General features: G+C 56.3%; 25 protein-coding genes and 1 tRNA gene. 6 read left to right on the top strand and 20 right to left on the bottom strand.

The window, feature by feature from the left end; genetic code table 11:
- Positions 1-147: 147 nt before the first annotated feature.
- Both BLT89_RS12010 and BLT89_RS12005 read right to left on the bottom strand, forming a co-directional pair.
- Entirely contained in the window at positions 148-792 is a 645-nt protein-coding gene (locus BLT89_RS12010; protein WP_090195595.1) for a histidine phosphatase family protein, read from the bottom strand.
- A gap of 350 nt (positions 793-1142) precedes the next feature.
- Positions 1143-1538 (bottom strand): SDR family NAD(P)-dependent oxidoreductase, encoded by a 396-nt coding sequence (locus BLT89_RS12005; RefSeq protein WP_157718862.1) that lies wholly within the window; start codon positions 1536-1538, stop codon positions 1143-1145.
- A gap of 540 nt (positions 1539-2078) precedes the next feature.
- Here BLT89_RS12005 and BLT89_RS12000 point away from each other — a divergent pair.
- Together BLT89_RS12000 and BLT89_RS11995 are read left to right on the top strand one after the other, a co-directional pair.
- On the top strand, positions 2079-4232 hold the full coding sequence (locus tag BLT89_RS12000; protein WP_090195588.1) for an adenosylcobalamin-dependent ribonucleoside-diphosphate reductase: 2154 nt from the start codon (positions 2079-2081) through the stop codon (positions 4230-4232).
- A gap of 62 nt (positions 4233-4294) precedes the next feature.
- Complete coding sequence (locus BLT89_RS11995) at positions 4295-5002, top strand: TSCPD domain-containing protein (protein WP_090195585.1); 708 nt, start codon at positions 4295-4297, stop codon at positions 5000-5002.
- 876 nt (positions 5003-5878) lie between these two features.
- On the opposite strand, the gene BLT89_RS17695 is transcribed toward BLT89_RS11995, so the two are convergent.
- From BLT89_RS17695 to BLT89_RS11970, 6 genes are all read right to left on the bottom strand, one after another.
- Entirely contained in the window at positions 5879-6184 is a 306-nt protein-coding gene (locus tag BLT89_RS17695; RefSeq protein WP_157718861.1) for a hypothetical protein, read from the bottom strand.
- Positions 6181-6339, bottom strand: a complete 159-nt coding sequence (locus tag BLT89_RS17690) for a hypothetical protein (RefSeq protein ID WP_157718860.1) — start codon at positions 6337-6339, stop codon at positions 6181-6183. The genes BLT89_RS17695 and BLT89_RS17690 overlap by 4 nt, the downstream gene beginning before the upstream one ends.
- Before the next feature lie 80 nt (positions 6340-6419).
- Positions 6420-6839 carry a nuclear transport factor 2-like protein gene (locus BLT89_RS11985; RefSeq protein ID WP_090195579.1) on the bottom strand — a complete coding sequence of 140 codons (420 nt, stop codon included), beginning with the start codon at positions 6837-6839 and terminating at the stop codon, positions 6420-6422.
- Positions 6840-6871: 32 nt separating this feature from the next.
- Positions 6872-7489 carry a hypothetical protein gene (locus BLT89_RS11980; protein ID WP_157718859.1) on the bottom strand — a complete coding sequence of 206 codons (618 nt, stop codon included), beginning with the start codon at positions 7487-7489 and terminating at the stop codon, positions 6872-6874.
- Between the two features lie 107 nt (positions 7490-7596).
- On the bottom strand, positions 7597-7875 hold the full coding sequence (locus BLT89_RS11975; RefSeq protein ID WP_090195574.1) for a hypothetical protein: 279 nt from the start codon (positions 7873-7875) through the stop codon (positions 7597-7599).
- Positions 7868-8059, bottom strand: coding sequence for a hypothetical protein (locus BLT89_RS11970; RefSeq protein WP_090195571.1), 192 nt, complete (start codon positions 8057-8059; stop codon positions 7868-7870). The genes BLT89_RS11975 and BLT89_RS11970 overlap by 8 nt, the downstream gene beginning before the upstream one ends.
- Positions 8060-8628: 569 nt before the next feature.
- Here BLT89_RS11970 and BLT89_RS11965 point away from each other — a divergent pair.
- Positions 8629-9114: a hypothetical protein gene (locus BLT89_RS11965; RefSeq protein WP_090195568.1), complete on the top strand. Its 486-nt coding sequence runs from the start codon at positions 8629-8631 to the stop codon at positions 9112-9114.
- A gap of 144 nt (positions 9115-9258) precedes the next feature.
- Here the strand turns inward: BLT89_RS11965 and BLT89_RS11960 are convergent, their stop codons facing one another.
- From BLT89_RS11960 to BLT89_RS11905, 12 genes are all read right to left on the bottom strand, one after another.
- Complete coding sequence (locus BLT89_RS11960) at positions 9259-12456, bottom strand: type I restriction endonuclease subunit R (RefSeq protein ID WP_090195565.1); 3198 nt, start codon at positions 12454-12456, stop codon at positions 9259-9261.
- On the bottom strand, positions 12453-13748 hold the full coding sequence (locus BLT89_RS11955) for a Fic family protein (protein ID WP_197673507.1): 1296 nt from the start codon (positions 13746-13748) through the stop codon (positions 12453-12455). The genes BLT89_RS11960 and BLT89_RS11955 overlap by 4 nt, the downstream gene beginning before the upstream one ends.
- A 213-nt stretch (positions 13749-13961) precedes the next feature.
- Positions 13962-16052, bottom strand: coding sequence for a DUF262 and DUF1524 domain-containing protein (locus BLT89_RS11950; protein WP_090195559.1), 2091 nt, complete (start codon positions 16050-16052; stop codon positions 13962-13964).
- On the bottom strand, positions 16049-17284 hold the full coding sequence (locus tag BLT89_RS17685) for a restriction endonuclease subunit S (RefSeq protein WP_157718858.1): 1236 nt from the start codon (positions 17282-17284) through the stop codon (positions 16049-16051). The genes BLT89_RS11950 and BLT89_RS17685 overlap by 4 nt, the downstream gene beginning before the upstream one ends.
- 2 nt (positions 17285-17286) lie before the next feature.
- The gene (locus BLT89_RS11940; protein ID WP_090195557.1) at positions 17287-18906 is read right to left on the bottom strand and encodes a type I restriction-modification system subunit M; all 1620 of its coding nucleotides are present in this window, start codon (positions 18904-18906) and stop codon (positions 17287-17289) included.
- 112 nt (positions 18907-19018) lie between these two features.
- Positions 19019-19639: a hypothetical protein gene (locus BLT89_RS11935; RefSeq protein ID WP_197673505.1), complete on the bottom strand. Its 621-nt coding sequence runs from the start codon at positions 19637-19639 to the stop codon at positions 19019-19021.
- Between the two features lie 233 nt (positions 19640-19872).
- The gene (locus BLT89_RS11930; RefSeq protein ID WP_090195554.1) at positions 19873-20364 is read right to left on the bottom strand and encodes a hypothetical protein; all 492 of its coding nucleotides are present in this window, start codon (positions 20362-20364) and stop codon (positions 19873-19875) included.
- Entirely contained in the window at positions 20364-21026 is a 663-nt protein-coding gene (locus tag BLT89_RS11925; protein WP_090195550.1) for a Rha family transcriptional regulator, read from the bottom strand. The genes BLT89_RS11930 and BLT89_RS11925 overlap by 1 nt, the downstream gene beginning before the upstream one ends.
- A gap of 1 nt (position 21027) precedes the next feature.
- Positions 21028-21261, bottom strand: coding sequence for a helix-turn-helix transcriptional regulator (locus tag BLT89_RS11920; protein ID WP_231975015.1), 234 nt, complete (start codon positions 21259-21261; stop codon positions 21028-21030).
- Positions 21262-21363: 102 nt separating this feature from the next.
- A complete protein-coding gene (locus tag BLT89_RS11915; protein ID WP_090195547.1) occupies positions 21364-22185 on the bottom strand; it encodes a hypothetical protein in 822 nt (273 codons plus the stop codon).
- 64 nt (positions 22186-22249) lie between these two features.
- Positions 22250-23527 carry a tyrosine-type recombinase/integrase gene (locus BLT89_RS11910; RefSeq protein ID WP_090195544.1) on the bottom strand — a complete coding sequence of 426 codons (1278 nt, stop codon included), beginning with the start codon at positions 23525-23527 and terminating at the stop codon, positions 22250-22252.
- Between the two features lie 163 nt (positions 23528-23690).
- A tRNA-Leu gene (locus tag BLT89_RS11905) sits at positions 23691-23775 on the bottom strand.
- Between the two features lie 108 nt (positions 23776-23883).
- Here BLT89_RS11905 and queA point away from each other — a divergent pair.
- Genes queA through yajC form a run of 3 tightly spaced genes read left to right on the top strand, consistent with a single transcriptional unit; the run spans position 23884 to position 26431 of the window.
- On the top strand, positions 23884-24927 hold the full coding sequence (queA, locus tag BLT89_RS11900) for a tRNA preQ1(34) S-adenosylmethionine ribosyltransferase-isomerase QueA (RefSeq protein ID WP_090195542.1): 1044 nt from the start codon (positions 23884-23886) through the stop codon (positions 24925-24927).
- 11 nt (positions 24928-24938) lie between these two features.
- Positions 24939-26054, top strand: coding sequence for a tRNA guanosine(34) transglycosylase Tgt (gene tgt, locus BLT89_RS11895; protein ID WP_090198983.1), 1116 nt, complete (start codon positions 24939-24941; stop codon positions 26052-26054).
- Between the two features lie 41 nt (positions 26055-26095).
- The gene (yajC, locus tag BLT89_RS11890) at positions 26096-26431 is read left to right on the top strand and encodes a preprotein translocase subunit YajC (protein ID WP_090195538.1); all 336 of its coding nucleotides are present in this window, start codon (positions 26096-26098) and stop codon (positions 26429-26431) included.
- Positions 26432-26471: the final 40 nt, after the last annotated feature.

Genomic DNA, 26471 nt, shown 5'->3' with positions numbered 1-26471 from the left:
GCTGCTTCGAGCGCGGCTTCGCCACCTTTTGAGTAGGCAAACTCCCGCTCGGCATCGTCGTGGTTGATCAGCAGACAGAAAGAGGCTTCGTCCCGGGTTTTCTGCCGGTTACGTTAATTCTATGGATTCAGGTTTTACCTGAGTGGCTTATTTTCGATGAGTACGCGCACCAGCTGGCAGTGCGTCCGGCAAGTGGCCGGTTTGATTGAGCGCATGGATGAAGAAGTGTTTGCCGTCGTATTCCAGCACGCTGACTCCGCAAGGCGACATCTCGAATGACCAGTACGCGGATAGCGGAATGCCGATTACGTGGCACAGCATTACGCGCAGGACGCTGTCGTGGGTGACCACTGCAACAGTCCCGTCCGGGTGTGCATTGAGTAGCAGCGCTAATGACCGGGTGACGCGCGCGGCGACATCCTGCAGTGATTCGCCGCCGGGGATGAGACATTGCTGCGGCAACGACTTCCACAGCTCGGCCTCGCGCGGCCAGCGCGCCTGCACATCGGCAACGGCCAGCGTTGTCCAGTCGCCATAATCGATGTCCAGCAGCCCGGGCTGAGGGATGATCTCGGGCCCCGATGCACCGGCCAGCGCGCGGGCTGTGTCGATGCATCGGCTCAGGGAGCTGGAGTAGATGGCGTCGAGGTGCCAGTGCGCGCGGATAAAATCTCCGCTGGCCCTGGCCTGGAGATGGCCGCGCCCGGTAAGGGCGAGATCGGTTTGGCCACGAAAAGTCGGTGGCTCGATTCCTGGAACTTCGCCGTGGCGAACAAGAATAAGTGTTGTCATCGGGTGTACCTCGGGCAGGGCCAGGCCTTGCTGGCGGTGATCAGGCTCGTGATGTGCCGAAGGGCTTTCATATTACTCGCCCCACGATCATGACGGCTGTCACCAGCGGCGACCACCCCGGCAGTTTCTTCAACAGTGCCTTTGCCGCTTTCGTCATTGCGGAGGGCCGGCTAGTACAACCACTACCCCCCGACCGGCTGTTTTGCCATCAACAACGGCCAAACGCCTCGTCGATGATGGCCCGCAGGCGTGCCATGGTCTAGGCAGATGGTGGAATGAAATCCTTCATCTCGTACATGCGCCCGAGGAATTCGTACTTGGTTTCGCCGAAGCGGAAATACGGCAGCAGTTCATAGTCGACCACGTTGTTGTAGGGGCGAATGTTTGGCTATGGGTGTGGTCATCAGGGCCATGTGTTCGGCCCGCGCGCGCTCGTCGGTGGGGGTTATCGCGGCGTTGTTTACCAGCACATCGAGAGTGCCGAACTTCGCCAGCAGCTGCTCGAACAGCTGGCCGACCGCTGTGCTGTCGGCAATGTCGCCGACTAGCCCGAGTACTTCGGCGCCGGCTGCGGCGGCCAGCGGATCCAGCCGCTCGCGTAGATCGGTGACGCATTGCGCCAGGCGTTCAGCGTTGCGGCCGTTGACCACCACCTTCGCACCTTCGGCCAGAAAGGCTGCGGCCATGCCTTTGCCCAGCCCCTGTGAGCCACCGGTAACCAGCACCACCCGGTTCCTGAACTTCATCCTGGTTTCCTCGCTGGCGGCAACCCGCAGCATCGGGTCACTATTTCCAATGCTCTGACAGTACTAAAGCGTGGCGGCTTGTCGTTTGACCATCAGGGACATACGTTTAACTTTTCGGGACAGACTGGATGCCGCTCGACCATGGCCCGGCGGCGCAGCTAAATGCGTTCTGCCAGGCACCCGGCCGCAATTCCAGCGTTCGCTGATGAGCAGTTGCAATGGGCGTCAGGCCGGAACTTTACTGAACCGCTCGCAAGCCCTTGTATGCCGGCGCGCCACGCGTTTTTTGGCTCTTGCCGGACCGCCGCGGCCGGACAGGCGGCCGGTATTTGGCCTTGAAATGCACAATATGCAGGCATAGACTTCATCCAAAGCTACTACATATAGTGTCGTGCGCTAAATTTTCGGAATATCCGTTTCAGCCGCCGCAGGCCGCCGAAACATGCGGGTTTCCTGCTGTTCGAGGCCTCTCTTCGAGCGCTGTGGCAAGGGTTTTCACAAGTGAAAAATTACAATAAACGTATTGTTCAGGAGCAATAGATGAGTCAGTCAGCCAAGGTTCAGCGCTTGCGCGAAGGGGTTTGCGAAATTCCCATGCAGTCCGCATCCGAGGATATCTGGGACAAGAAGTACCGCCTGAAGACCAAGAGCGGCGAGGCGGTTGATGCTTCGGTGGACGCTACCTATCAGCGTGTTGCGCGGGCCCTGGCCGAAGTGGAAGAGCAGCAGGCGCGTCAGCACTGGTACGAACAGTTCCTCTGGGCATTGCGCCATGGTGCCATCCCCGCCGGCCGCATCACCTCGAATGCCGGCGCCCTGGAGCACAAGCCGGCGACGTCGACCATCAACTGTACGGTGTCGGCAACCATCGGCGACTCGATGAACGACATCCTCGCCAAACTGCATGAGGCCGGTCTGACCCTCAAGGCCGGCTGTGGCATCGGCTACGAGTTCTCCACCCTGCGCCCGCGTGGTGCCTACGTGTCCGGTGCCGGGGCCTACACCTCCGGCCCGCTGTCGTTCATGGATATCTACGACAAGATGTGCTTCACCGTGTCTTCCGCCGGCGGCCGGCGCGGTGCGCAGATGGCCACGTTCGATGTCGGCCATCCGGATGTCATGGATTTCATCCGTGCCAAGCGCGAAGGCGGGCGTCTGCGCCAGTTCAACCTGTCGCTGCTGATCACCGAAGGCTTCATGCAAGCGGTTGAGAATGATGCCGAGTGGCCGCTGGCCTTCCCGCTAACGCAGGAAGAGGCCATGGCTGACGGAGTTGATATCAACGACCCGGGACAGGTGATCTGGCGTGAATGGCCGAGCCGTGAGCGCTATGTCAATCGTGCTGACGGCATGGTCGCTTGCCGTATCTCGCGCAGCCTCAAGGCACGGCGGATCTGGGACATGATCATGAGCTCGACCTACGATTTCGCCGAGCCGGGTTTCATTCTGATCGACCGCGTCAACGAGATGAACAACAACTGGTTCTGCGAAGAAATCCGCGCGACCAATCCCTGCGGCGAGCAGCCGTTGCCACCCCATGGTGCCTGCCTGCTGGGTTCGGTCAACCTGACTCTGTTCGTGCGTGAGCCGTTTACCGACAAGGCCCGTTTCGACTGGGATGAATACCGCAAGGTGGTGGATATATTCACCCGCATGCTGGACAACGTGGTCGAGATCAACGGTTTGCCGCTGGAGCAGCAACGCGCCGAGATCTTCCGCAAGCGCCGCCATGGCATGGGCTTCCTCGGTCTGGGTTCGGCCATGACCATGCTCTGCATGCAGTACGGCGATGCCGCTTCGCTGGAGTTCACCGACCAGGTTTCCCGTGAAATGGCCCTGCAGGGCTGGCGCAGCGGATTGCAGCTCGCCGAAGAAAAAGGCGCGGCGCCGATCATGGACGAAGACTTCGAGGTGACCGAGGCCATGCTGGCGCGCCGTCCGGAGATGCGTGCCGATGGCTACAAGCCAGGCGATCAGGTCAAGGGCAAGGTGCTCTGGGCGCGCTACAGCCGCTATATGCAGCAGATCGCCGAGGTCGAGCCGCAGCTGGCAGCGGCGCTGGCCGAGAAGGGGGCACGGTTCACCCACCACAGCTCGATTGCCCCCACCGGCACCATCTCCCTGTCACTGGCCAACAACGCCTCGAACGGTATCGAGCCGAGCTTTGCCCATCACTATTTCCGCAACGTGATTCGCGAAGGCAAGAAGTCCAAGGAAAAAGTCGATGTGTTCAGCTTCGAGCTGCTCGCCTATCGCCACCTGATCAATGCCGAGGCCATTCCGAGTATGGAAGCAGGTCAGCGCAACCTGCCGGACTACTTTATCGCCGCCGATGACGTCAGCCCGATGCAGCATGTGGATGTGCAGGCAGCGGCGCAGAAGTGGATCGACTCGTCGATCTCCAAGACCGCCAACGTGCCGACCGACTATCCCTACGAGCAGTTCAAGGACATCTACCGTTACGCCTGGCGCAAGGGCCTCAAGGGTTGCACGACCTTCCGTTTCAATCCGGAGGCCTTCCAGGGCGTGCTGGTCAAGGAGCAGGATCTGGCCAACACCACCTATCGCTTCAAGCTGGAAGACGGTTCGGTGATCGAGGCCAAAGGTGGCGACGAGATCGAGTACGACGGCGAATCCCACACCGCGGCCAATCTTTACGATGCCTTGAAAGAAGGCTACTACGGCAAGTTCTGATGGTTTTGGCGGCCGCTTCAAGCGCGCCGCCAAGGCCTGTCACACGAGATCAGGAAAAAATCATGGCTATCAAGATCAGCAGCAAAATCGTCGACTACGAAGTGGCCAAGGCCGATGCAAATGTGCAGGCGCCGCCAGAATTGCAGGCGGCCATCGCGCCCATCGAGGAAATGCACGAGAAGCTCAAGCGTCCGGCAAACCTGGAAGGTGCTACTTATAAAATCAAGAATCCGCATTCCGAACACGCGCTCTACGTCACCATCAATGACGTCGTGCTCAATCCCGGCAGCAACCACGAAATTCGCCGTCCCTTCGAGATCTTCATCAACTCGAAGAACATGGAGCATTACCAGTGGATTTCTGCCCTGACCCTGATTATCTCGGCGGTGTTCCGCAAGGGCGGCGACAGCACCTTCCTGGTCGAAGAGCTGCACAGCGTGTTCGATCCCAAGGGCGGCTACATGAAGCGTGGCGGTCGCTGGATGCCGTCGCTGGTGGCCGAGATCGGTGATGTGCTGGAAGAGCACATGCGCAAGATTGGCCTGCTCAAGGATGGTGTGGACGAGCATCAGCAGGCTTATCTGGACCAGAAGCGCACCGAGTACGTGCAAGCCAAGCAGCCGCAAAAGACCGTCGATCCCGAGTGCGATGACAGCAGCAGCGCCTACCCGGAAGGTGCCCAGCTATGCGGCAAGTGTCACACCAAGGCAATGATCCAGATGGACGGCTGCCTGACCTGCCTCAACTGCGGCGAAAGCAAGTGCGGCTAGGCCAGGCCTGAAACAGAAAAGCTGATCTTCAGAGGTCGGCTTTTTTGTCAGAACTTGGCGCAGGCACAAAAAAACCGGCGTAACTGGCCGGTTTTCAGGTGTTTCAAGCGCTTTCGGTAGTGCTTGTAACACTGTAAATATGGTGCCCGGGGGAGACTCGTGCTTGTGTCTAGAATGGGCCTTACAGCTATTTTATTTAAAAAGGATACACGCTGGGATACAAGATGGCGTTTGCTGTACTGCTTTTAGACTGGCTGAGTATGAGTCTCGGTGAGACACTCATACTCAGTTAGATGCAGTCGCCGCTGATACTTTTACGGTCATATTAATGCTCAGCTAATTTGACCTGCCTCATGCGTACTGCTCGGGAAGGTAATCACGATTGACCGGTACGCATAGGTTGCTTAGCGCGCAGGGGCGGCCGTATCTGATTTCGTACCAACTACTGATTCGTACGAACACTGCTCTGAGTACTTGCTAAAGTCGAGACTAGTTCTATATACGGTTGTTCAGCGACTTCAGTAAGCTGGCCGTGGAGGTTGTAAATCAGGTGGCAACGCGGATCAATTTCGGCCGGAAGCATGCCCAGCTTGTGCATAGTTTCACGCTGTTCAGCAGTCGCGTTCACGCTGTACCGTGTATCGCCTGTATCTGACTTGCGTTAATTGACAAGATCAGCTTCCGTTAATACCCTGTTCTTGTAGCCTCGTAATTGGCGAACTTCACCGGGCAATCGCAGCCCGGATCGTTCACTGAATGCGGGGCTTTCTTTTTGGTCGAGATAAAGCAGGTCGCCATTCTTTACCCTCTCGTCAACAGGGGGCGCATGAGTGCCGCTCTCGTCGTATGCGCTGCCGGCTTAATCCATCTGCTGGATTACTCGCTCCCGGATGGCGCGTAATAGTTCGTTATGCCAGCACCTTTTACGGTCACGCTTCCGTCACTGCCATAGGTTGTATTGCCTGACTGCATGTACGTCGTCCCTCCGGTACCGGATGATACTGGCGGCGCAATATAGGTTGTATTTCCAGACTGGATAGCAGCACTGCCGTCGCTGCCATATGTGTATCCGTCACTACTGTAATAGCTGGTGCTTCTGGCTGGCGGCGTCACGACTTGAGGCGGGTATTCCTCTGCGTTAACGGGTGCGGTAATCAGGAAGATCAGAAAGAATTTCTTCATGGCTTGCTCGGCTGCTGGATGATTGTTGCGTACTGCTCTTCAGCCCATACTTTTGCTTCATACACACGCCGCTTCAATGTTTCGTAATCTCGGGCGTCTTTGATCGCATCCAGATTTTTCTCGATGTAATCAAGGAAAAGTGTCTCTATGTCCATTTGCGTTCAGGGCCTCAAAAATCTTGAATGGGGCTTGTTTCAACAAGCCTACCTTGGCTGATTGATTTCAAGGATGTGGTTCACTCTGCAGAAGATCTGCCTGGATAATTGCCTGACTGTTTCGGTGCATATAGCTCAATCATGCAAATATCTATGCGATTGATCTTTGACTCTGAAACGCCCAGCAGGACCATGCAGTCAAGCTGGTCACTACCGGGTACCGTCAGACCAACAGCATTTCTGCCCGGCTCGCCTAGTTGGGTAATAACAAGCTCGGCAAATGGCCTGTTGCCAGAGTCAGTGATTGAGCTTGCTGCGACTGCACGCATCTTCCTGCGCAAGTGATCCAGCACAGCCTGCTTGCCTTCCAGTTCATCCAGTACCCACTGCGAGGCATAACAGGCCTCGTCGCTGATTAAATCAACCAGACTCTCAGCGTCGAGTTGATTCCAAGCTTTTGCGTATGCTTTTGCCGCATCCAGTTCAGATAGGTCGTTCATGTTGTTTCCCTGCTAAGCCCCACATGAATTGACTAGGACGATCGTGGTTTAACTTCATCAAGTAGATGCCCTTCCAGGTCATAAGCCTTTTCCGTCAGTTGTACGCTTAGACGAGTACCTTCATAAGCCACTGTCAGCTGCCCGCCACATCCAGGATGCATAAAGCCAATCGGCACGGGGACATCCTCAGCGGCGAAGTAGTCAACGGCATGCTCAGGCAGTGCAATACAGTCTTCCGACTCGCAACGCAGGCAACGCGGTTTACCGGTTCTTGTCGAGAGTGCCGTGCGGCACAATCGGTATTCCATTATTTGTTCTTCCGCAGCCCTGATCTCGTACTCAAGATTTGCTTGAGAGCTGATTTTTTTCGCACGAAACGGCCACCAACTTTTTGCAGGCGGCGTAGCGGCTAGCACTTTTGCCAGCTCTGCTTGCAGTGCTTCTAGTTTTATTTTGAGTTTTAGCTCACCTTCAGCGTCAGGCAGCACTTCGATCGCCTGCAGGTCATTACAGGTTTTACACCAGCCCATCACGACATGCATTTGCAACTTGGATTCACCATGCAGGTAGTATCTGTATCCCCAAGTGCCTGAGCTCCAGCGGCTTAAATCACAAGCGGAACATTTATAAGTAGCAACTGGCATCGACATGGTGGTCTTCCCTGGCGTGAAGGCTTGTAACTTTCAGCTGGTAATTTTCTGACTTCTTTAACCAGAACGCACCGCGAACTTTTGCCATGCTGTTGATCAGCAAAGCTTCAATATACAGTTGAGACGTTCCGGTTTAGCTCAAGAGCCTTCTGATCGGGGTGCCACTGATCAATATGAATCGTGGCATGCCCGATTCCGATTTTGCGTAGCCACTTTGCGCAGGCGTCAATCGATCGCCAATGTCTTACATCTCCGCGCCCTGTGACCAGAACCTTGCTTCCACCTGCGGTCTTTACTTCGACGTGGAACAAGCTCCCCTGAGCCATGACCAGAATAGCTTTGATTGCACTGGCTTCCAAAAGCAGCTTCAGGGCGTTTTCATTCATCGCCTGCTTCTCCTACAAAGAGTTCAGCCTGATCAGGTATTGAGATACCAACCTTCTCGCAGTGCTGGCGGATCAGAATTTCGACCAGGTTGGCGATGCTGCGATGGTCTTTCATGGCGGCAATACGCACGGCCTCTTTCAGAACGGGGTCAATGCGTAAATTCAGCGTTGCTGTTCTCATCATCGTCTCTCACTAACAATTCATACGCACAATGTAACGCAGATTAAGTTACATTGTAATCGGGTGAGACGTATCCATGTGGATCAAGGTAAGGCAATGAATCAGCTTTACGATTGCGCCTTAGCGACATCGATCAGCGCCATCTGTTTGGCAGCCAAATATTTAGGGGTGTTTGAATGAACGGTGTTGGATATCTTTCAGCAGGATCACTGAAAGATTCCTCCCTGTGCCGCTTCCCGCATGTCAGAGCTAAACCACGCTTTCGCGCACGCGTAGGGGTGCGTACTCGGCTGCGTACCAGTGTCGGTTTATGGTCACAGTATTCGCTACTTCTGCAATTGAACCGACAAGTCATGTCAGCATGCTCGTCTCCAGCTAATACTCGCTAAGCTACTGTGTCAGCAACCTCCGATACCTGTTATATGGGGCGATGGTGTTGATCCAGTTCGGACTGCACTGCCCAGGCACGATAGGCATCATCAACCTGTGATCTGAACAGGGAAGTGTTCAGGAAACCCAGAGCAACTCAGGCATCGCTTGTGGTTACCAACTAAGTAAGAACGAGACCCTTAATGAATGAAGAATTAATCGTAAACCTCTGGGCCATCTTTGATGGATCGACAGGTTTCATATATGGGTTGGCTGGAAAGGTTTACAAAGCCTCTGGGACTGAAAGTCAGAAGCTCGATATTCTGAAATCCTTAGCTGCAACTGACTATGCCACTGCTAAGCGATACAAACTGCCTGATAGATTCGTTGTAGATCATATAGGTGTCGGCTCTGTGTCAGGTTTGGCTCCCCTCGACGCGGTTTTCATGCCATCTGCAGGGCTTTTCGAAAGTATCTTTCAGAACCTTGAACAAGAGCTACCCCCTATGCCGAGTTTCTCTGGGGAGGGTTGCACACAAATTCGGCAAGTCATTCCTCAAGATCCCTTATGTGTAACGACTGTTCTTTATGAGGACGAAGTAGGGAATATTCGTGCAATTATTTCAGACGAGGACAGGGAGTGGGTAATGCAACAGGAGGATCGTATTCACGGTTCTGATGCAAGATGACCAGGCGATGAAGTTTACATCAGCCCTTATAGCACGCCGTATCTTGTATTACGGAAGGCATCAGGTTTGCGCGTGTTTATTAGCGAGCAAAGAATGCTGAACCAAGGTGTAAGCCGCTCGCCTGCATGAAGAGGCATGTTCTGGTTAATGCGCCGATGCATACACCCCGGTATTCCGCTCGGGATAACTCTCATACACATGCTCAAATACGGCTGAACACTTCTCGTTGTAGGTTTCCGGCGTATATGCGCGTGGCAAACCCAGGTCGAGCGTTTCTTCAATAGTCATCTTCAGCTGCGAGCGCGCTGTGGATTTCTGGCGCCAGTCGATCACTAGTAACTCTTTGAGGCGTTTCAGCAGTTCGCGGGCGGCTTTCTTTACTTCGGCGCGTTCGGCCGGGCTTAGTTCGGGGGCAGGGCGGGTGAGGATGTCGAAGATGACCAGTTCTTCCTCGCTCAAGTTCTCACGGACGTGCCGTTTCTGTTCCACATTCAAGCTGTTGCTCATGTGCAACATATCCTGATAAAGCTCTTCAATGCTGCGACTGCCAGCATTGTAGCGCTCAATAAGCGTTTCAAATTTCACGGCGAAGTCAGCACGGGTGTGGTTCAGCTTGATCATGTCTTCCAGCTTGGAGCGAATCGCCGCCTTTAGTATTTCAAGGTCGGTGTTCTTGTGTTTAGATACCTTGAAGCCTTGCGCCATTGCCTCGAAGTTGATCTTTGATAGATCCATCGCAGGTGGCCCTTTCTCACTAATCCCATGGCCGGTGATGGAGTCATCCAGTATTCCGTTGATGCTATTCATCACTTGCGAGATGTCGGGTGGATTCGGATTTAATCGGGTACGGATGCACTCGGCCAGCGTCGCGATACAGGCAACGCGACTGGCGAACTCCAGAGCAGAGGGGTCAGGCTTCACTGCGCGGTAGAGAGTGCTGACGAGCCGGTCATGGGCAAAAAAGTCTCGACGTAGTTGGTCAGGCGATATCAATGCATTCATTCCATCTTCAATACACTGCAAACGCTGCAATCCACCTGCGGGGGTAGCTTCTATCTCTTCCAACATCACGCCATGGGCAGCGCAGAAGGCTGTTGCATCAGCCACTGTCTGGCGCAGGTCTGTGGCCAGTTGCTGCTTGTCTTTGACTGGGTTGTTGTCACCCTTGCCGCGGCGATAGATGGCCAGTGCCTTTTCCAGTGAGGCGAAGACATTGGCGTAATCGACAATCACACCGCTGTGCTTGCCGGGGAACACACGGTTGGCGCGGGCTATGGCCTGCATCAGCGTGTGGTTACGCATCGGCTTGTCGAGATACACCGTCGAGCAGCTCGGCGCATCAAAGCCGGTCAGCCACATGGCGCAGACGAAGACCAGGCGAAGCGGGTCTTCTGTGTCCTTGAACCGCTCATCGAGTCCGGGGTTTGATTCATTCATGCGCTTGCGGTGCGCTTCGATGTCCAGCCCCAGCGTTTTCATCTGCTGTATTTCGTTCTGCCCAGGCGAAACGATGACTGCCATGTCGGTGCTGGTCAGCACGTCCAGGCGTTGCTTCAGCTCGGCCTTGCGTACATCCCGTTGTGCCTGCTCGGCTGAGCGCTCGCTGCCGAACGGCAGTATGGCCAGGTCGCCAAGCTCCTTTTGCACTTGCAGGGTTTCAGCCGCCCAGTAGTGTTTTACCTTGTCGTACATACGCAGCGCGGTGGCTTTGTCGATGGACACCACCATGGCCTTGCCGACGAAGCCCCGCCCGAGGAAATGCCGCACGATGTCCTGCGCTACTGTCTCCAGCCGGTCATCGCGGGTCAGCAAGTGGTACTGGCGGGCCAGATCGCGTTCCAGTTTGGCTTCCTGCTCCGGGTCGAGTTCTGCATCCTCGATCAGGCGATAGATGTCTTCGTTGAGATCGGGGTTGGTCAGCTGCAATTCTGGCGTGCGGTTCTCGTAGAACAGCGGCACGGTGGCGCCGTCTTCGATGGACTGCTGGAAGTCGTAGATCGAGACGTAATCGCCGAACACTTCCTTGGTGCGCTCTTCTCCGGCAATCAGGGGGGTGCCGGTAAAGGCCAGGAACATCGCCTTGGGCAGCGCTGCACGCATATTCAGCGCCAATGTGTCGTACTGGCTGCGATGCGCTTCGTCGGTCAGCACGATCACATCAGAGCGGTCGCAGAGCAGCTCTGGCGTCTGGAACTTGTGTACCAGGGTAAACACATAGCGGTGGTTGCCACGTAACAGCTCACGCAGGTGTGCGCCGCTGGCCGCATGACATTCATCGCCTTCTGCCTCGCTGACGGCGCCGGTGGTCTTGAAGGTCTTGGCAATCTGTTCGTCCAGCTCCACCCGGTCAGTCACGACCACGAACGTCCAGTTGCCGACCAGCTTGCGCAGTATCTTCTGCGCGAAGAACACCATCGAGAAGCTCTTGCCGCTGCCCTGGGTCTGCCAGAACACGCCGCCGCGACCGTGGCCCAGCTTGCGGGCTTCGAGCATCGAGGCAATGGCGTTGTTCACGCCGAGGAACTGGTGGTTCTGGCCGATGATCTTGATCAGTCCGGCCTTGTGTTCGGAGAACAGGGTGAAGTTTTCCACCAGATCGAGCAGGCGGGTCGGTTCACAGGTGCCGCGCAGCATCACTTCCAGCGATACCCGGCGCGGCTCGTCTTCGCGCTCGATGCGCTTCCACCTGACCCAACGCTCCCAATCCGCAGTCAGTGAGCCGACCAGGCTGTCTGTGCCATTGGAGGCGATCATCAGCCCGTTGTAGCAGAACAGCGCCGGAATCTGCTGTTTGTAGTGGGTCAGGTTTTCGTCGAAGGCGGCGCGTGCCGGTACGCCGGGCTTCTTCAGTTCGATGACCAGCCACGGCAGGCCGTTGACGAAGCCCACCAAGTCGGGCCGGCAGGTATAGAGCGCGCCGGTGACGCTGAACTGACTTACCAACAGGAAGTCGTTGTTCAGCGGCTGCTCCCAGTCCACTACACGCAAACGCTCAATCTTCTGCCCGTCGTGTTCACGGTCAGGCACGGAAACAGTGATGCCTTCCTTGAGCAGCTGATAAATCTCGCGGTTGGCCGCTTCCAGAAGCATGGCCGACCGGTCGCGGATCAGTTCATCAATGGCCGATGTGATGGCTTCTGCTGGCAGGCTGGGGTTGAGCTTGCACAGTGCGTTGCGCAGGCGAACCGACAGAACCACTTCGCCCCTGGTTTCGCGTCCCAGAGTGCCGCTCGCACCGAAGCTTTCTTCCATTGCCGACATCGTCTGCCAGCCGAGATCATCAAACAGCCCGATGGCGGGTTGTTCTACCAGTTGATCTTCCGTGTAGGCAGATGGACTCATGGGGTCGTCCTGGACAGATTGAGTAGCCGTTCACGCAGGTTAGCCGGCGCAAAGAACAGGAAGGCATTGCCCTGCTTGGTTTTTTCCAGCAGCCCCAGCCCTTCCAGATCGAGCAGGTCATTGCGCGCGGTTTGGTAGACCACGTTGTGCGAGCGCTGATGGGCGTCCACCCGGTAGGCTTCGCCGGTATTGCGCAAGGCATGTGTCAGCAGCGCCACCTGGCGGTGATTGAAGCGCCCGCGCAGGCTTGAAGAGGCTGCCAGCAAGCGTTCGGTGTCCTTTTGCTCCTGCGATTTACGCTCGACATACTCATGCAGCGCAGCAATCGCCTTACGCATGGTCTTGAGCTGATGCAGCAGAAAGTAGGTGGTGTCGTTGCTGTCGGTCTCTGTGTACAGGTACGCCTTCATATAGCGCGCCGGTGCTTTACGCAGGATGTGGCTGATCGAGGTGTACTCCATCAACCAATAGCCACTGCGGGCCATCGACCAGTAGAACAGCGCGCGTGCGGTGCGGCCGTTGCCATCGGCGAAGGGGTGGTCGTAGCCGATCATGAAGTGCAGCAGGATGGCGCGCAGTACCGGGTGAACGAATGGTTCGGAGTCCTCATCGGCATTGGCGAAGTCACACAGACGTTGCAGGCGCTCCGCCAGTTCAGTGTGGCTGGGCGGGTCATGCAGCACAGTATTGTCGCGCGTATCGATCACTTGCACTTCGTCGCTGAGCCTAAGCCGCCCGGCGTCCAGTGGATCATCCAGGGTGTCCTCGGTCAGTATGCGGTGCAGTTCCAGCACATGCTCCGGCGTCAACCGCACATCGCGCATGGAACGCAGATGCTCCATGGCGCGGAAGTTGTTGAAGATCATCTGTTCATGCTGATCATGCGGCTTGCGTCCGCTGCGCAGCATGGCGGCAGCGACCTTGCGGGTGGTTGCGGCCCCCTCAAGCTGGCTGGAGGTGATGGCTTCTTCGATCAGCGAACCGATCAGGTAGCGCTGTGAGTCCTCAGTGGGCGGGGTAGCGCTGGATGAGCGGATTCGTCCGGCGGCATCGCGGTCGATATGATGCAGGTCGATCAGCAGCGGAGCGGGTAAGGCAAATACAAATGGCTGGCCGGTCTTGTCCAGCAGCGGCAGTGTTTGTCGAAGGCTGGAGCGCGGTATGCTCACGGTAAGCCACCACTCCTCGTGGGTCATCCCTGCTGGCGCTGGGCGACGACGCAACTCATCCCAATGCAAGTAGCGACCGTTCGGTAGTGGGTTGGCGTTTTTCAGCAACTCCAAGAACCGCACCGGCCCTCCTCTAGGCAGGATATTAGACACATCAGGAGGGGATTCCGGGAGGCGCATTCTGGTTCAAATACCTGCATGTTGGGCTAGGGCAGGAGCTGCCGGGCAAGTCAAAACTCTACTAAAGAATAACAAGATTAGTAGAAATTAGTACATGCTCGGAAAACTAGCTCAGTCCTGCATCTTTCCTGCTCAGTCCCGAAGGGAGGGACATGGCTATTCCGTCACCCTCTCATAGGCTTGCTGGATGATGTGCATCGCTACCTGAACCTGCGAGGCATCCTTGAGAGAGAAGGTTACGTCACCAGATTCGCTGGCATTGGTAATGAACGCGAAGTCGGAGGCATCGCGTGCGAGGCCAGATGGGTCGTCCGTTTCGTCAAAGTTGATGTTCGCCAGCAGCAGGATGTACTTCGCACGGGGCAACACTTCCAAGAAGTGGTCGTAGACGCGATAAACGACGCTCTTGGCACCACAAAGCTCGATCACGTCTTCGCCCAGCGCGAGGATGCGCGGGCGGATGTCTTCGAACAGTACGCGGCTCTCCGGGTCGAAGCCAACCGTATCGATGCTGTATGGAGCCGCCGCAGCGCGACGCTCTTCCATCTCGGTCTGACGCACGGCATTCATATCGACCACCAACCCTGGCCAGACGCTAACGGCCTGCTTTGCCAGCGTCTTGCCTCGGGCTTCAATTTCAGCGGAGGTCCATTGGTCTTGCTCGCGGATGAACCGGTTGAGACGCAAGGGGCTGTCATTGAAGCCCTTCGGCATCGTCTTCTTCTCGGGGAAGGGCCGATCACTGTATTCGGAGTTATACCCCGTCAGCGTGAGGTTACCTAAACGGTGCAGCCAGGTTTCCTGAGTAAGTTTCCAATCGTCACCAAGCATCTCTCGCCAAGAGGACGAAAGGTGTTCGTTCTGTGGCAGTACATGCTCGATCGTGAACGAGCCGGTGTCGATCTTTTCCTTGCTGTCATTTTCGAGCCGATCAAGCAGGTAGGCGCAGGAGCGCATCGCATAGGCGTCGCGGGTCTCCAATGCGTCTCGAAACTCGATATCGGAAGGGAACCGGCGCTTCTTGCCGCTCCGGTACAGCGCTACCTTCAGGCTCTGAAGTGGTTCACTGTCTTTGACCTTGTAGGCAATGCTGGCGAATATTTGGTAAAGGCTACGAGTCTGCATGTCACACGCAGAGCGACGAAACACATAGCTTTCGAGCAGTTCGATAGCTTCCCGGAAGGCGCTGCTGTCGAACTGCCCCGTCCGGTCGTGGCAGTCGTACAGGCGCAGCATCAGGGGTGAAGCGACCTCGACCAGGGTGCGCAGGCGGTGTGCGGCATGAACGAAGACGGGATCGGTTTCATGGCTAAGGCTGAACCGCACGTAGTAACTGGCGAAGCGTCGCAACTCGATCAGCACGTCTTCGACCGATCGACTGGCTGTTTCAGCATGGAAGTAATCGCGAAAGTGGTGGTAGATCGCATCGGCCCGCAACTGGTTGCTCGGTTTGAGCTTGATGACCAGAAAGTCGCGGCAGAACTTGTCGAACTCGCTGCGATACCTGTTACCGAATGAGACCTCGATTGGGCGCCAGTATTCTTCATACAGCCGGGTTTGCAGCTCGTCGTCCAGGCGCATCAGGACGAAGTTGCGGATCAGGTCGGCTTCTGTCAGGTCCAGCCCCGTCGAGTTGAGGCTCTCGAAGATCATCTGAGGGTCATCGTGTCCGCGCGTGAGGCTGACATCCACGATGACGAGCTTCGCAATGCCGGCGTATACCTGGCCCACATCAGTATCAGTCAAGCGCTCACGGAAGAATGCGTAGTTTTCTCGTACCGCCTCGGCGGCGTCACCGGCAAGCGTCTGTCCAGACATAAGGGTGGTCAGAGCGTCGTTGTCGGCACGCCGTAGCATGAGTTTGTTCTTGCGCTCACCCTTGCCGTGGCGATTGCGCAGAAAGCGGTCCTCGACTTCTTCCGGCGACGGCAAGGCTTCGTCGTCAGCAGGCGCGGCTTTCAAGTGGTCACGCAGGGCAGTAAGCAACAGCGTGACAGTCGTCAGTCGTTGCTGCCCGTCTATTACCAGCCAGCGGGGGATGGCAGCCTGGTTGTCTTCAGCCGCAATGTAGACGACGGAGCCTAGGAAGTGCGCCCGAAGATTGGGGTCGTCGCCAGCCCGCAGGATGTCTTTCCAGAGCTGCTGGCAGTGCTTGGTACCCCAGGAGTAGTCACGCTGGAAGATCGGCACAATGAACTGCTTTGCACCGTCGAGTAATTGAGTAAGCGGCAGGTCTTGAGCATTCATGAGGCATCCGGTTCCGGCAGATTGGAAACGTCGATTTGGCCTGAAAGCAGGCGCGGCAGCAGCAGGTCGCGGGTGTGGCGGAGGTTTTGGATTTGCCGCTTCAAAACGATTACTTGCTCAGACATAGGCTCAAGAATTTCTCGCGCTTTTAGCAAAATATTCTCAGGAGGCCAGACAATCTGAATCGTTTTGATGTGCATGTCGCCAAGATGCGCGACTGTCGTTCCGACGATTGATTTGTTCCAAGTCTGAATCGGCAACTCCAAGGCGAGGAAGAGGTGGTAGTTAGAAATTTCGCCATTTGATTCGAACTTTGCCACCCGTTGGTTTTGGAAAGCATGGCCGCTCGACCAGATGCACATGTGAAAGTCGCCATCCATACCAACGAGAATGTTCCCGTTCTTGATGTGGTACTTCGGTGCGGCATCTTCGTCGGTGAACGTGTTAATGGAGCCTTCCAAGATGTCACGTATGCGGATGACGGGAGTACCAATTCGATCGGTCGTGAATTTCTTCGACTGAAACGGAAAACCATAGGTCACGGTAGACACGTCCTTCACCGCGCGCACCTCCCATCCCTTCGGAATCTCGCCGAGGGAGGAAGTAACTCGGGGGTGCAGCTCGTGGCCGGGGAAGCGGAAGTGGACGAACCATTCGCGGTAGAGGGCTCGGGCCATCGACTCCAGAATTTTGATGCGCCGCTGGCTGTTTTCGATCAGTTCGTCGTAGGCTGACAGAATGTCTGCGATGCTTTGCTGGATGGGGAGTGGGGGGAGTTCGATCTCCATGCCCTTCAACAGCACTATTGTGAATGCTGATTGTGAAGACCCAATTGTGCATTTCTGAAGCTCTGCTTTGCCTTGAGGCGAGCCTATCCAGTAATACAAAAATTGGCTATTGAGACCCTTGAAGTTGCGAAACCAAGTCAGATTTCCATCTTTGAAGTAAAAACGGTCACCTGCTTTTACGACATAAACGGAGCCAAGGGTTCCGACAGATGTCAGTAACAAGTCTCCTTGCTTCGGTGCGCCAAACTTGCGCTCAATCTCTTGGAATTTATTTTCGGTGATGAAAAGCTCCGTTGAGACTTCGAGGTTGCCTTTGTACTTTTCAGTGATTTCACGTCCACGAAAAAAAGGTACACCTTCGGAAACATAGTCTGCCGCGAAGATGCGCTTACTTGAGGTGATCTCGCATAGTGAATCCATGCGCATTAACGGCCACGTTTCCATCCTCACGCCCCCAGAATCCCGGCCACATTCGCAGCAATGGTCTGTTCCAGTTCCCGCGCCTGTGCATTCAGCACTTCCAGTTCCTCATTCAGGGTTTCCAGCTGTTCCTTGAAGTCCTCGTCGCTGACATCCTCGCCGGGCGCTACGCCGACATATCGGCCGGGATTGAGTGACCAGCCCTGGGCTTCGATCTCGGCAAGCGTGGCGGTCTTGCACAGGCCCAGCACGTCGGCATATGCGAGCTGTTCACCAAATACGGCCTTGAGCTGGGTTTCTGCCTCCGCACCGCCATGGGTAAGATCAAGAGCTTCGCCGCGATACAGGCGCACGACATTTGCGATAAAGCCGATCTGCGCCGGCGTCCAGTCGCGGTGGGCGCGGTCGATCTGCCGGTAGATATGGCGGGCGTCGATAAACAGTACGGTATCGGCACGCGGGGTGTTGGCCTTTCCCTTGTCGAGGAACCACAGGGTCACGGGCAGGGTGACGGTATAGAACATATTGGTACCGACGGCGACCATCACGTCCACTGCCCGCGCTTGAATCAGCTGCTGGCGCAGCTCCTGCTCGGAAGAGCGGGCATCGGAGGCCGAGTTGGCCATAACGAAGCCGGCACGGCCTTGTTTGTTCAGTGACGAATAGAACAGCTGAATCCACAGGTAGTTGCCGTTGTCAGTACGCGGCATGCCGAAGGGGAAGCGGCGGCCGGGGCCAACCATATCGCCCAAGCGTCCCTTGTCCACCGCATTGACGTTGAACGGTGGATTGGCCAGTACAAAGTCGAACTGGCCGACGGCGTTGTGCGGGTCGTCGTAGTAGCTGTTGACGTTGCCGCCGTGGCTTATCTGGCCTTCAAGGCCGTGTACCGCTAGGTTGAGACGGCACAAGCGGCCGGTTTCATCGGTCTTTTCCACACCGCAAATGGCCAGTTCGGCAGCCGGGTTCTGCTGGTGTTCGGCAACAAATCGCGCCGACTGCACGAACATGCCGCCGGAGCCACAGGCCGGGTCGAGAATGCGGCCATGGAAGGGTTCAATCACTTCCGTCAGCAGGCGCACGATGCTGCTCGGGGTGTAGAACTCGCCGCCGCCCTGGCCTTCGCTCATGGCGAACTCACCAAGGAAGTATTCGTAGATGCGGCCGAAAGCGTCGTACTCCAGTGTGGCGGGTATCTCGGAAATCTTTTTCAGCAGCTCCTTGAGCAGGGTGCTGGTGAACAGGTTGTAAGTCTTTGGCAGCACGCCTGCGAGTTTTGGGTTGTGCTGTTCGATCAGGCGCATGGCGGCGTTGACTTCGCCGCCGATGTTCTCCGCCTCGGGCAGGTTGAGCAGGTAGTCGAAGCGCGCTTCAGGGCTGAGGTACAGCGTGCCGGCGGCGTGGTAGGCGTCCGGCTCGTCCACCCGGCTGCCACGGCGCGCCGAGACCAGCAGGCTTTCCAGCTCGGCACGGCGCAGGGCAAAACGCACCTCGGCAAAGCGCAGGAAGATCAGACCAAGGATCGGGCCGGAATACTCCTGGGCCTTCAACCCGGAGTTGGCACGCAGCTGATCGGCAGCATCCCACAGGCGTTTTTCCAAGCCAGAGTTGGCGGTATCTTTCTCGGAGGGGGCGATCCATTGCATGGTCAGTCTTCCTCAAACATGTGATGCCCGATGAATTGGGCGGCGCAGGACCTTATTGTCGGTTAAAGCGCAGCATCTTGGTAAGTCTGGTTTTCAATGCTGCCAAATTGCTTCATCGACCTTCGATTTTGGCCAGTTTCTGCTCGAATATTTCACAGAACTCCTCCATGGCTAGCAGGGATGCAACCGAATGCCGATGATGCTCTGCCGTCAGGCGATTGAAGGTTTTCCAGTGCATACCCTTGGGTTTGTCGTGACTGATAGTGAACTTCCCCAGCTCCCAGCCGAGCTTCTTACGGACTCTGTCAGCTCGCAGCGCATGCCTGTCAGGAAAGCGGTCTCGTTGGCTGGAGTAGGCTAGCCGGTGGCAATGCCTGCAGGCAAAGACTGATCCGCCGTAGAGAATGGCTACACGTCGTCCGCACCCTTGAGCTGGACAACGAAACCATACGCGCTCGCCACCATAGGTGCATTGCGTCCACTCTAGCGCGACGGGGTAGTCCATCTGTCGTGCTTCGCCGCCGCTACGCTGGGTTTGGTAAGTAAGCGAGAGGCTGTTGCCATTCGTGCGTATCTGGATAGCGCCGGTTTTTTGGCCATGTCGCGACCAGATCAATGTGCAGGACAGCCCCTGCTTCAATAAACCATCGCGCTGAAGCCGGCGAACATCCAACGAACGCATGTCTTCAGTGGTGTAGTTGCTGCTTCTTCGTCCGCTACCCCAGCCGCCCATGTGCGCCCCCAGGTTTTATCGAAATCATTTGGTAATTTGAAAGGGCCGGCTGCGACCAAAGTGGCTGCGAAGTCATTTTTTGAGCCTAGTTATGGCTGACTGACCAGTTGCTTGGTGCATCAGGAACAGCGGCAAGCATTGGTATATATATAAAGGACTTCACTTTCTGAAGCGGGTGTACCCCCTGTATCGGTTCAATAGTTGAAGCAAGGCGGGCGGGCTTCGGGGGTGTTTCAGGCCGATTTAAGATCATTTCCGGCCTCGCTTGCTTCATTAAGTGAATCGACCGACTTCACAAGTTGAAGCGGGCGCTCTGTTCTTTTAGCGGCGAAACTGCGAAGTGGCGCGCGAGTAGCGTTGACCTCCAAGTCAGCCCCGCGACACTCATCAATAGCGAACCAAGTGACAGCATAAAGAGCGCAGCGCCCCCCAGGGTTGAGGAAGCGCCCTTCGCGAGTGCGGACTATCAGGTTCTTGGCTTGCAGTTCATCAAGCGCTTTTGTAAGTGTCGCAGTCGATGCAATGCCGCGATGTTTTAGCTGCGTTATCGTTGCGGACAGGTTGCCGTTGTTTTTGCCGTTGTACTGCCGTACTAGCCAGTGAATCACCTTGAGTGCGCTACCGGACAAGCTGAGAAAGTCAGGGTGATCTTCGACAACGTGCAGAAACCTCGAGAAGGTACCGGCCGCTTTACGGCCTTTGGACTTCACATAGGTCGCGGCCATTAGTCTATCGCTCGCTCAGGCGGGAAGGTCTGGCGTAGTAAACCTTTGCGTTGTGGGTAGGTATAACCGCCGATGATCAGTGTCGTATTTTGGCGGCGTATTTTCTTGAGCTTGCGCAGTTCGATGGTGCTTAGTTCGTTATCGTCAACTGGAGAGAAACTTCCTGTCAGCAGCCAATTACAGAGCAATCCTTCCGTGCGGTAGTGGTGTGCTTCGGTTGACTTCCCGGCAGCAGCTCGTGCCTGCTGTAATGCTTCACACATCAGCCGGGAGGCGGCGCACTTGTCCTGATGCTCCAGTAGTCGGAGGGGGTCTGCCTTGTGCCGGGCGAGACGGAGAAGTTCTTTCTGTTGCTCCATAAAGGCATCGACCAGTTTGGCTTGGCCCTCTATTGAGCGGTTACCGCCAATGAATGGCATCAGTAGCAGCGCATCACGCTCTGAAAGCCGATAGCAGGGCTGCGTCTTGCCTCGCGAGTCAATGTAATCTCGCGGCTCAATAGTGAGCCGCGAGATTGCTCCAGCCTCGACAAGATTGGCCAGCGAGCGCAGTACGTTTTTGTGCGGGCGCTCGAAGAGTTGAGAGATTGTGGTGGTATCAACAAACAGGTCGTCGTTGGTGGACACTACAAGTGGGTTGTCAGATGGGGTTAGTTTTTTCATGTCAGACCACCGCTCTCGCGTCGAGCTTGGCGAGTAGCCATGCCTCAACCTCGGCACGCACGAAGTACACGCGGGCTTGTCGGTCAGTTCCGTCCTTCCAGGGTTTTGGAAAGGTGAGGTCTTTTACGCGTAGCTTATCCAAGCCAGAGCGAGACAGGCGCAGTCCCCTGCATGTCTCACTGATGGTGATTAGTTCAAGTGGATTGGCGAGTGTTGCGGCTGTTTCAGTTTTCATGGCGTTTGATGCTCCCGGTTAAGTTGGAGCAAGGCTAAGCCGGTTGATATGGGTGACCGCTAGGGGTGACATGGTGACCGCTGAAGCTGTCACCTAGAACTGTCAGGAGTCAGGAATAGTGTCAGGCTTGATGGCAGCGGCAAGAATTATTGCTTTGCGGGCTGGGTCGCCACTTGATTGCCTGGGTAGTCCTAGACTCTCACCAATATCTAAACCAATTTCCTTCTGTGTTGGTTGTCGCTTATCTGATGTGTAGTCGGCCCAGTACTTTCTTGCCGCAGCGAGCATGACTGCTAGCTCTCTTGTGGCATAGGGGAAGGTCAGGCCGCAGGTAGAGGCTTCGGGTTGCTGCTTTTGTTCCTCTTTTGCTGCGCCGCCTTCAACAATGTCTCTTGAGTAGCATTCGTCATCCAGTGCTTGCGACAGTCTTGCTACCTCTGCTTCAGAAAATTTTTTCCCTGCTTTGAATTCTTCAGGTTTGCTGAGAACGGCGGTGCTTAGCGGGTTGTGCGCTTCATTCATTTTCGCGGCAAGGGCTTGAATGTCGGAAGGCTTAAATCTTCCCTGGACTGAGCTTCCTGGCACTAGTCCTCTCCAGACCACATTAAATGGGCCATTGCCATAACTGTCAGCCACATATACTTGGCCTTCAAAACAGAAATCCAGATCTTCAGGGAAGTCGTGGTCGATAACCTGATCAGCGTTGAGAACCTTATTGAAGCCATCCCCGACAACTTCTTGTTCATCGCCGATAGCTTCCGTCCAGCCTCGGACGCCACTTACATACATATAGACGTCGCATTGCTTTGCCATGCAAGACGATAAAAGTTGACTCTCGGTAACTTGTGTATTGGTCAGGTTTTTAAGCCAGTTCAAGGCTTCACGGGTGGTCAGCCAATCTAGAAACGGGTAAATTTTTTCCATTACAACGCCCTCCAGGGGCGAAATTATCCTGAATAGTTCGAGTGACCAAGTGGGTGGTTGATCTTCATTTCGATGGACCTACCACGTTTACCCTGCTGTCAAACTCAGCACGCTGGGCTTGCGTCATGCCATCGGCGAGGCAGTCCAAGTAGTCGGCATACCACTGCATCATGGCTCGGCGCTGAGGCAGGTATTGCGCTTTGTCGTATACACCTTCCATGCCCTGCTTGGCGTGTGCCGTTTGCTCCTTGCGGAAGTCCACCTTCCATTCGTGTTCGGCTAACAGCGTCCGGGCTGTATGGCGTGACCCATGCCCGACCAGGCGTCCTTTAAAGCCAACAAGAGCTATCGCCTTGTTTATCGCGCCATCGCTCATAAACGGATTGACTGAGCCATTCCCTGGGAACAGATAGCGTCCACGCCCAGTCATCCGGTGCAGGTTTTGTAATGCGTCAACGGCTTGCCTGGGAAGTGGCACGACATGCGCACTGCGGCCCTTCACTTTCATTTTTGGGCCGGGGATAGTCCACAGGCCCGCCTCTAGATCGAACTCGGCCCACTCAGCCTCGCGAATGTTTCCTGGTCTCGATGCTGTCCACAGTATTAGCCATACGGCAGTTTTTGTTGGCGTCCTGCTGGTGCTGACCCGGAGCGCACGAAGAAAGTCAGGTAACTCATGCTCCAGCAGGTGAGGGAATTGCTTCGTAGGCGGTGCCGCTGCGGCAATATCAGTCAGCCGGCTGGCAGGATCGTTTTCAGTAAGTCCGCATCCAATGGCCCAGCCAAATATCTGATTGAGCCAGGACCTGCACTTTTCAGCCACATTGTGTGCGGATCGAGCTTCGAGGCTTTGCTGAAGCTCTCGGCAATCCTCGCGGGTAATGTGGTCGAGTTGCTTGTCGCCGAGCGCAGGAAGTATGTCTTTGTCCAGATAGGACCGAATCTTGTGCAGGCTGCTCTCCGCCAAGCCTTTGCTTTGTTTGAATTCGAACCACTGTTCTGCCACGATCCGGAAGGTTTTCGTTTCGGCTGCTACTGTTGCTGTCTTTGTGGCGGCTTTCTTGTCGGCAGGGGAGATGCCCTTGCTGATTTCCGTGCGACAAGCTGCGGCTTTCTCGCGGGCCATGGTGCCGCTGACCTCTGGGTAACCACCCAGGCCGTGCCACAGCCATTTACCTTCACGGTTCTTGTATCGAAGCTGCCATGACTTGTTACCGTCTGGCTTGACCCTGAAATACAGCCCTTGGCCATCATCGCGCTCGCGATACTCCACGGAATCTGGCTCAAGCGCAGCCAGCGTGGTGTCAGTCATCGGGCGACGTTTAATATCGGCACGCTTCATTTTGTATCCCTAAATCAGCGATTAGTCGAAGGATACAAGCGGGGATACAGGGATACAAGGTATATGCAGGAATATAGCTGGGCATCCAGAAACAAAAAACCGGCCACATGGGCCGGTTTGTCTGGGTTTCCGCTGCATGTTGAAGCATGCGCTGGATTGTAAATGGTGCCCCGGGGGAGACTCGAACTCCCACTCCTTTCGAAAACGGATTTTGAATCCGCCGCGTCTACCGATTCCGCCACCGGGGCACAATGGGCGCGAAGTATAGGGAGAGCTTGTGCCTCGGTCAACGGGCCGCGTGGCCTCCGGGCGGCATTTCCGGTAATATCGCCGGCCCTGCAAGACGACCCTCCGAAATGCGTGTTTCCGACTTCCATTTTGATTTACCTGAATCGTTGATAGCCAGCCATCCGCTGGCTGAACGGCGTGGCAGCCGTTTGCTGGTGCTGGATGACCCGGCGTCTGCAGCCAGGCACAAGGCGTTTGCCGACCTGCCCGATTATCTGAACCCGGGCGATTTGCTGGTATTCAACAATACCCGGGTGATTCCTGCGCGGCTGTTCGGCCACAAGGCTTCCGGCGGCAAGCTGGAAATTCTGGTCGAGCGGGTGCTGGATCAGCACCGGGTTCTGGCCCATGTGCGCTCCAGCAAGTCGCCCAAACCGGGCACTTTGATACATATAGAGGGTGGCGGAGAGGCGCAGATGCTGGCGCGGCAGGATGCGCTGTTCGAACTGCGCTTTGCCGAAGAGGTGCTGCCGCTGCTGGAGCGCGTCGGCCATATGCCTCTGCCCCCTTATATAGACCGGCCTGATGAAGCGGCAGATCGCGAGCGTTACCAGACGGTCTATGCCGAGAAGTCCGGCGCCGTGGCGGCGCCGACGGCAGGCCTGCATTTTGATCAGCCGATGCTCGACAGCCTCCGCGCCAAGGGCGTTGAGACGGCCTTTGTGACCCTGCATGTCGGCGCCGGCACTTTCCAGCCGGTGCGGGTCGAGCGGATCGAGGATCACCACATGCATTCCGAGTGGCTGGAAGTCAGTCAGGCGGTGGTGGATGCGGTGGCGGCCTGCAAGGCGCGCGGTGGTCGCGTGGTAGCTGTGGGTACCACCAGCGTGCGCTCGCTGGAGACGGCGGCACGCTCGGGTGAGTTGCAGGCGTATTGCGGCGATACCGACATCTTTATTTTCCCCGGCTACCGCTTCCGCGTAGTCGATGCTCTGGTGACCAACTTCCATCTGCCGGAATCCACCCTGTTGATGCTGGTCTCGGCATTTTCGGGCTATCCGCAGATCATGGCGGCTTATGCGGCGGCTGTTGAACAGCAATACCGCTTCTTCAGTTATGGTGATGCGATGTTTCTCACCCGTAACCCACAGGCCACGGGGCCGCAGGACTGATTATGAGTTTCATGAACTTCGAATTGCTGGCTACCGATGGCAAGGCCCGGCGCGGCCGCCTGAGTTTTCCGCGCGGCGTGGTGGAAACCCCGGCTTTCATGCCCGTGGGGACTTACGGCACGGTCAAGGGCATGTTGCCGCGGGATATCGAGGCGATTGGCGCGCAGATCATTCTCGGCAATACCTTTCACCTGTGGCTGCGCCCGGGCACCGAGGTGATTCGCCAGCACGGCGATCTGCATGATTTCATGCAGTGGAAGGGGCCGATCCTGACCGACTCCGGCGGCTTCCAGGTGTTCAGCCTCGGCGCCATGCGCAAGATCAAGGAGGCGGGCGTGACCTTTGCCTCGCCGGTGGACGGTGCCAAGGTGTTCATGGGCCCGGAAGAGTCGATGGCGGTGCAGCGTGCGCTGGGCTCGGACATCGTGATGATTTTTGACGAGTGCACACCCTATCCGGCGGATCTGGAAACGGCGCGCCGTTCGATGGAGCTGTCGCTGCGCTGGGCCAGGCGCTCGAAGATTGCCCATGGTGACAACCCGTCGGCGCTGTTCGGCATTGTGCAGGGCGGTATGCATGAAGAGTTGCGCCTGCGCTCGCTGGAAGGATTGAACGAGATCGGCTTCGACGGTCTGGCGATTGGCGGGCTGTCGGTTGGCGAGCCGAAGGAAGAGATGATCAAGGTGCTCGACTATCTGCCCGGTCACTTGCCGGCCGACAAACCGCGTTACCTGATGGGCGTAGGCAAGCCGGAAGACCTGGTGGAAGGCGTGCGGCGCGGCATCGACATGTTCGATTGCGTGATGCCGACCCGCAACGCGCGTAACGGGCACCTGTTTGTCGAAAGCGGGGTCTTGAAAATCCGCAATGCCGCCCACAAGAAGGATGAGTCGCCGCTGGATTCCGGCTGTGACTGTTATACCTGCCAGAACTTCTCCCGCGCCTATCTGCACCATCTGGACAAGTGCGGCGAAATGCTCGGCAGCATGCTCAATACCATCCACAACTTGCGCCACTATCAGCGCCTGATGGCTGGTTTGCGTGAGGCAATTCAACAGGGTACATTGGCCAGCTTCGTTGATGCCTTCTACGCCAAGCGTGGTTTGCCGACACCGCCGATTCAATGACAACTGCTTGTTTTTAATTACTATTTGACTGGAGTAATGCAATGAGTTTTTTCATCTCTGCTGCCTATGCAGACGCTGCCCCGGCCGCTGCCGGTCCTGCCGGTACCGGCTTTGAGTGGATCTTTCTGGTCGGCTTTCTGGTTATTTTCTATCTGATGATCTGGCGCCCACAGGCCAAGCAGGCAAAAGAGAAGAAAAACCTGCTCGGCAGTCTGCAGAAGGGTGATGAGGTGGTGACCGTAGGCGGGATCGCCGGCAAGATTGCCAAGGTCAGCGATGATTTCATCGTGCTGGATGTCTCCGATACCGTTGAGCTGAAGATCCAGAAAGCTGCAGTTATCGCAGCGCTGCCCAAGGGCACGCTGAAAGCCATCTAAAAGCTGTCTTCTTTCATCACTCGGGGCGCTTAATGCGCCC

Origin of the sequence: Pseudomonas pohangensis, assembly GCF_900105995.1 — a bacterium.
Lineage (GTDB): Bacteria > Pseudomonadota > Gammaproteobacteria > Pseudomonadales > Pseudomonadaceae > Aquipseudomonas > Aquipseudomonas pohangensis.
Note: the sequence above shows the minus strand (reverse complement) of the source record. Positions and strands in the feature narration are given on the sequence as shown.

Coding starts and splice junctions, on each gene's coding strand:
- BLT89_RS12010 (WP_090195595.1), bottom strand. CDS start 792: ATGACAACACTTATTCTTGTTCGCCACGGCGAAGTTCCAGGAATCGAG.
- BLT89_RS12005 (WP_157718862.1), bottom strand. CDS start 1,538: ATGAAGTTCAGGAACCGGGTGGTGCTGGTTACCGGTGGCTCACAGGGG.
- BLT89_RS12000 (WP_090195588.1), top strand. CDS start 2,079: ATGAGTCAGTCAGCCAAGGTTCAGCGCTTGCGCGAAGGGGTTTGCGAA.
- BLT89_RS11995 (WP_090195585.1), top strand. CDS start 4,295: ATGGCTATCAAGATCAGCAGCAAAATCGTCGACTACGAAGTGGCCAAG.
- BLT89_RS17695 (WP_157718861.1), bottom strand. CDS start 6,184: ATGAAGAAATTCTTTCTGATCTTCCTGATTACCGCACCCGTTAACGCA.
- BLT89_RS17690 (WP_157718860.1), bottom strand. CDS start 6,339: ATGGACATAGAGACACTTTTCCTTGATTACATCGAGAAAAATCTGGAT.
- BLT89_RS11985 (WP_090195579.1), bottom strand. CDS start 6,839: ATGAACGACCTATCTGAACTGGATGCGGCAAAAGCATACGCAAAAGCT.
- BLT89_RS11980 (WP_157718859.1), bottom strand. CDS start 7,489: ATGTCGATGCCAGTTGCTACTTATAAATGTTCCGCTTGTGATTTAAGC.
- BLT89_RS11975 (WP_090195574.1), bottom strand. CDS start 7,875: ATGAATGAAAACGCCCTGAAGCTGCTTTTGGAAGCCAGTGCAATCAAA.
- BLT89_RS11970 (WP_090195571.1), bottom strand. CDS start 8,059: ATGATGAGAACAGCAACGCTGAATTTACGCATTGACCCCGTTCTGAAA.
- BLT89_RS11965 (WP_090195568.1), top strand. CDS start 8,629: ATGAATGAAGAATTAATCGTAAACCTCTGGGCCATCTTTGATGGATCG.
- BLT89_RS11960 (WP_090195565.1), bottom strand. CDS start 12,456: ATGAGTCCATCTGCCTACACGGAAGATCAACTGGTAGAACAACCCGCC.
- BLT89_RS11950 (WP_090195559.1), bottom strand. CDS start 16,052: ATGAATGCTCAAGACCTGCCGCTTACTCAATTACTCGACGGTGCAAAG.
- BLT89_RS17685 (WP_157718858.1), bottom strand. CDS start 17,284: ATGGAAACGTGGCCGTTAATGCGCATGGATTCACTATGCGAGATCACC.
- BLT89_RS11940 (WP_090195557.1), bottom strand. CDS start 18,906: ATGCAATGGATCGCCCCCTCCGAGAAAGATACCGCCAACTCTGGCTTG.
- BLT89_RS11935 (WP_197673505.1), bottom strand. CDS start 19,639: ATGGGCGGCTGGGGTAGCGGACGAAGAAGCAGCAACTACACCACTGAA.
- BLT89_RS11930 (WP_090195554.1), bottom strand. CDS start 20,364: ATGGCCGCGACCTATGTGAAGTCCAAAGGCCGTAAAGCGGCCGGTACC.
- BLT89_RS11925 (WP_090195550.1), bottom strand. CDS start 21,026: ATGAAAAAACTAACCCCATCTGACAACCCACTTGTAGTGTCCACCAAC.
- BLT89_RS11920 (WP_231975015.1), bottom strand. CDS start 21,261: ATGAAAACTGAAACAGCCGCAACACTCGCCAATCCACTTGAACTAATC.
- BLT89_RS11915 (WP_090195547.1), bottom strand. CDS start 22,185: ATGGAAAAAATTTACCCGTTTCTAGATTGGCTGACCACCCGTGAAGCC.
- BLT89_RS11910 (WP_090195544.1), bottom strand. CDS start 23,527: ATGAAGCGTGCCGATATTAAACGTCGCCCGATGACTGACACCACGCTG.
- queA (WP_090195542.1), top strand. CDS start 23,884: ATGCGTGTTTCCGACTTCCATTTTGATTTACCTGAATCGTTGATAGCC.
- tgt (WP_090198983.1), top strand. CDS start 24,939: ATGAACTTCGAATTGCTGGCTACCGATGGCAAGGCCCGGCGCGGCCGC.
- yajC (WP_090195538.1), top strand. CDS start 26,096: ATGAGTTTTTTCATCTCTGCTGCCTATGCAGACGCTGCCCCGGCCGCT.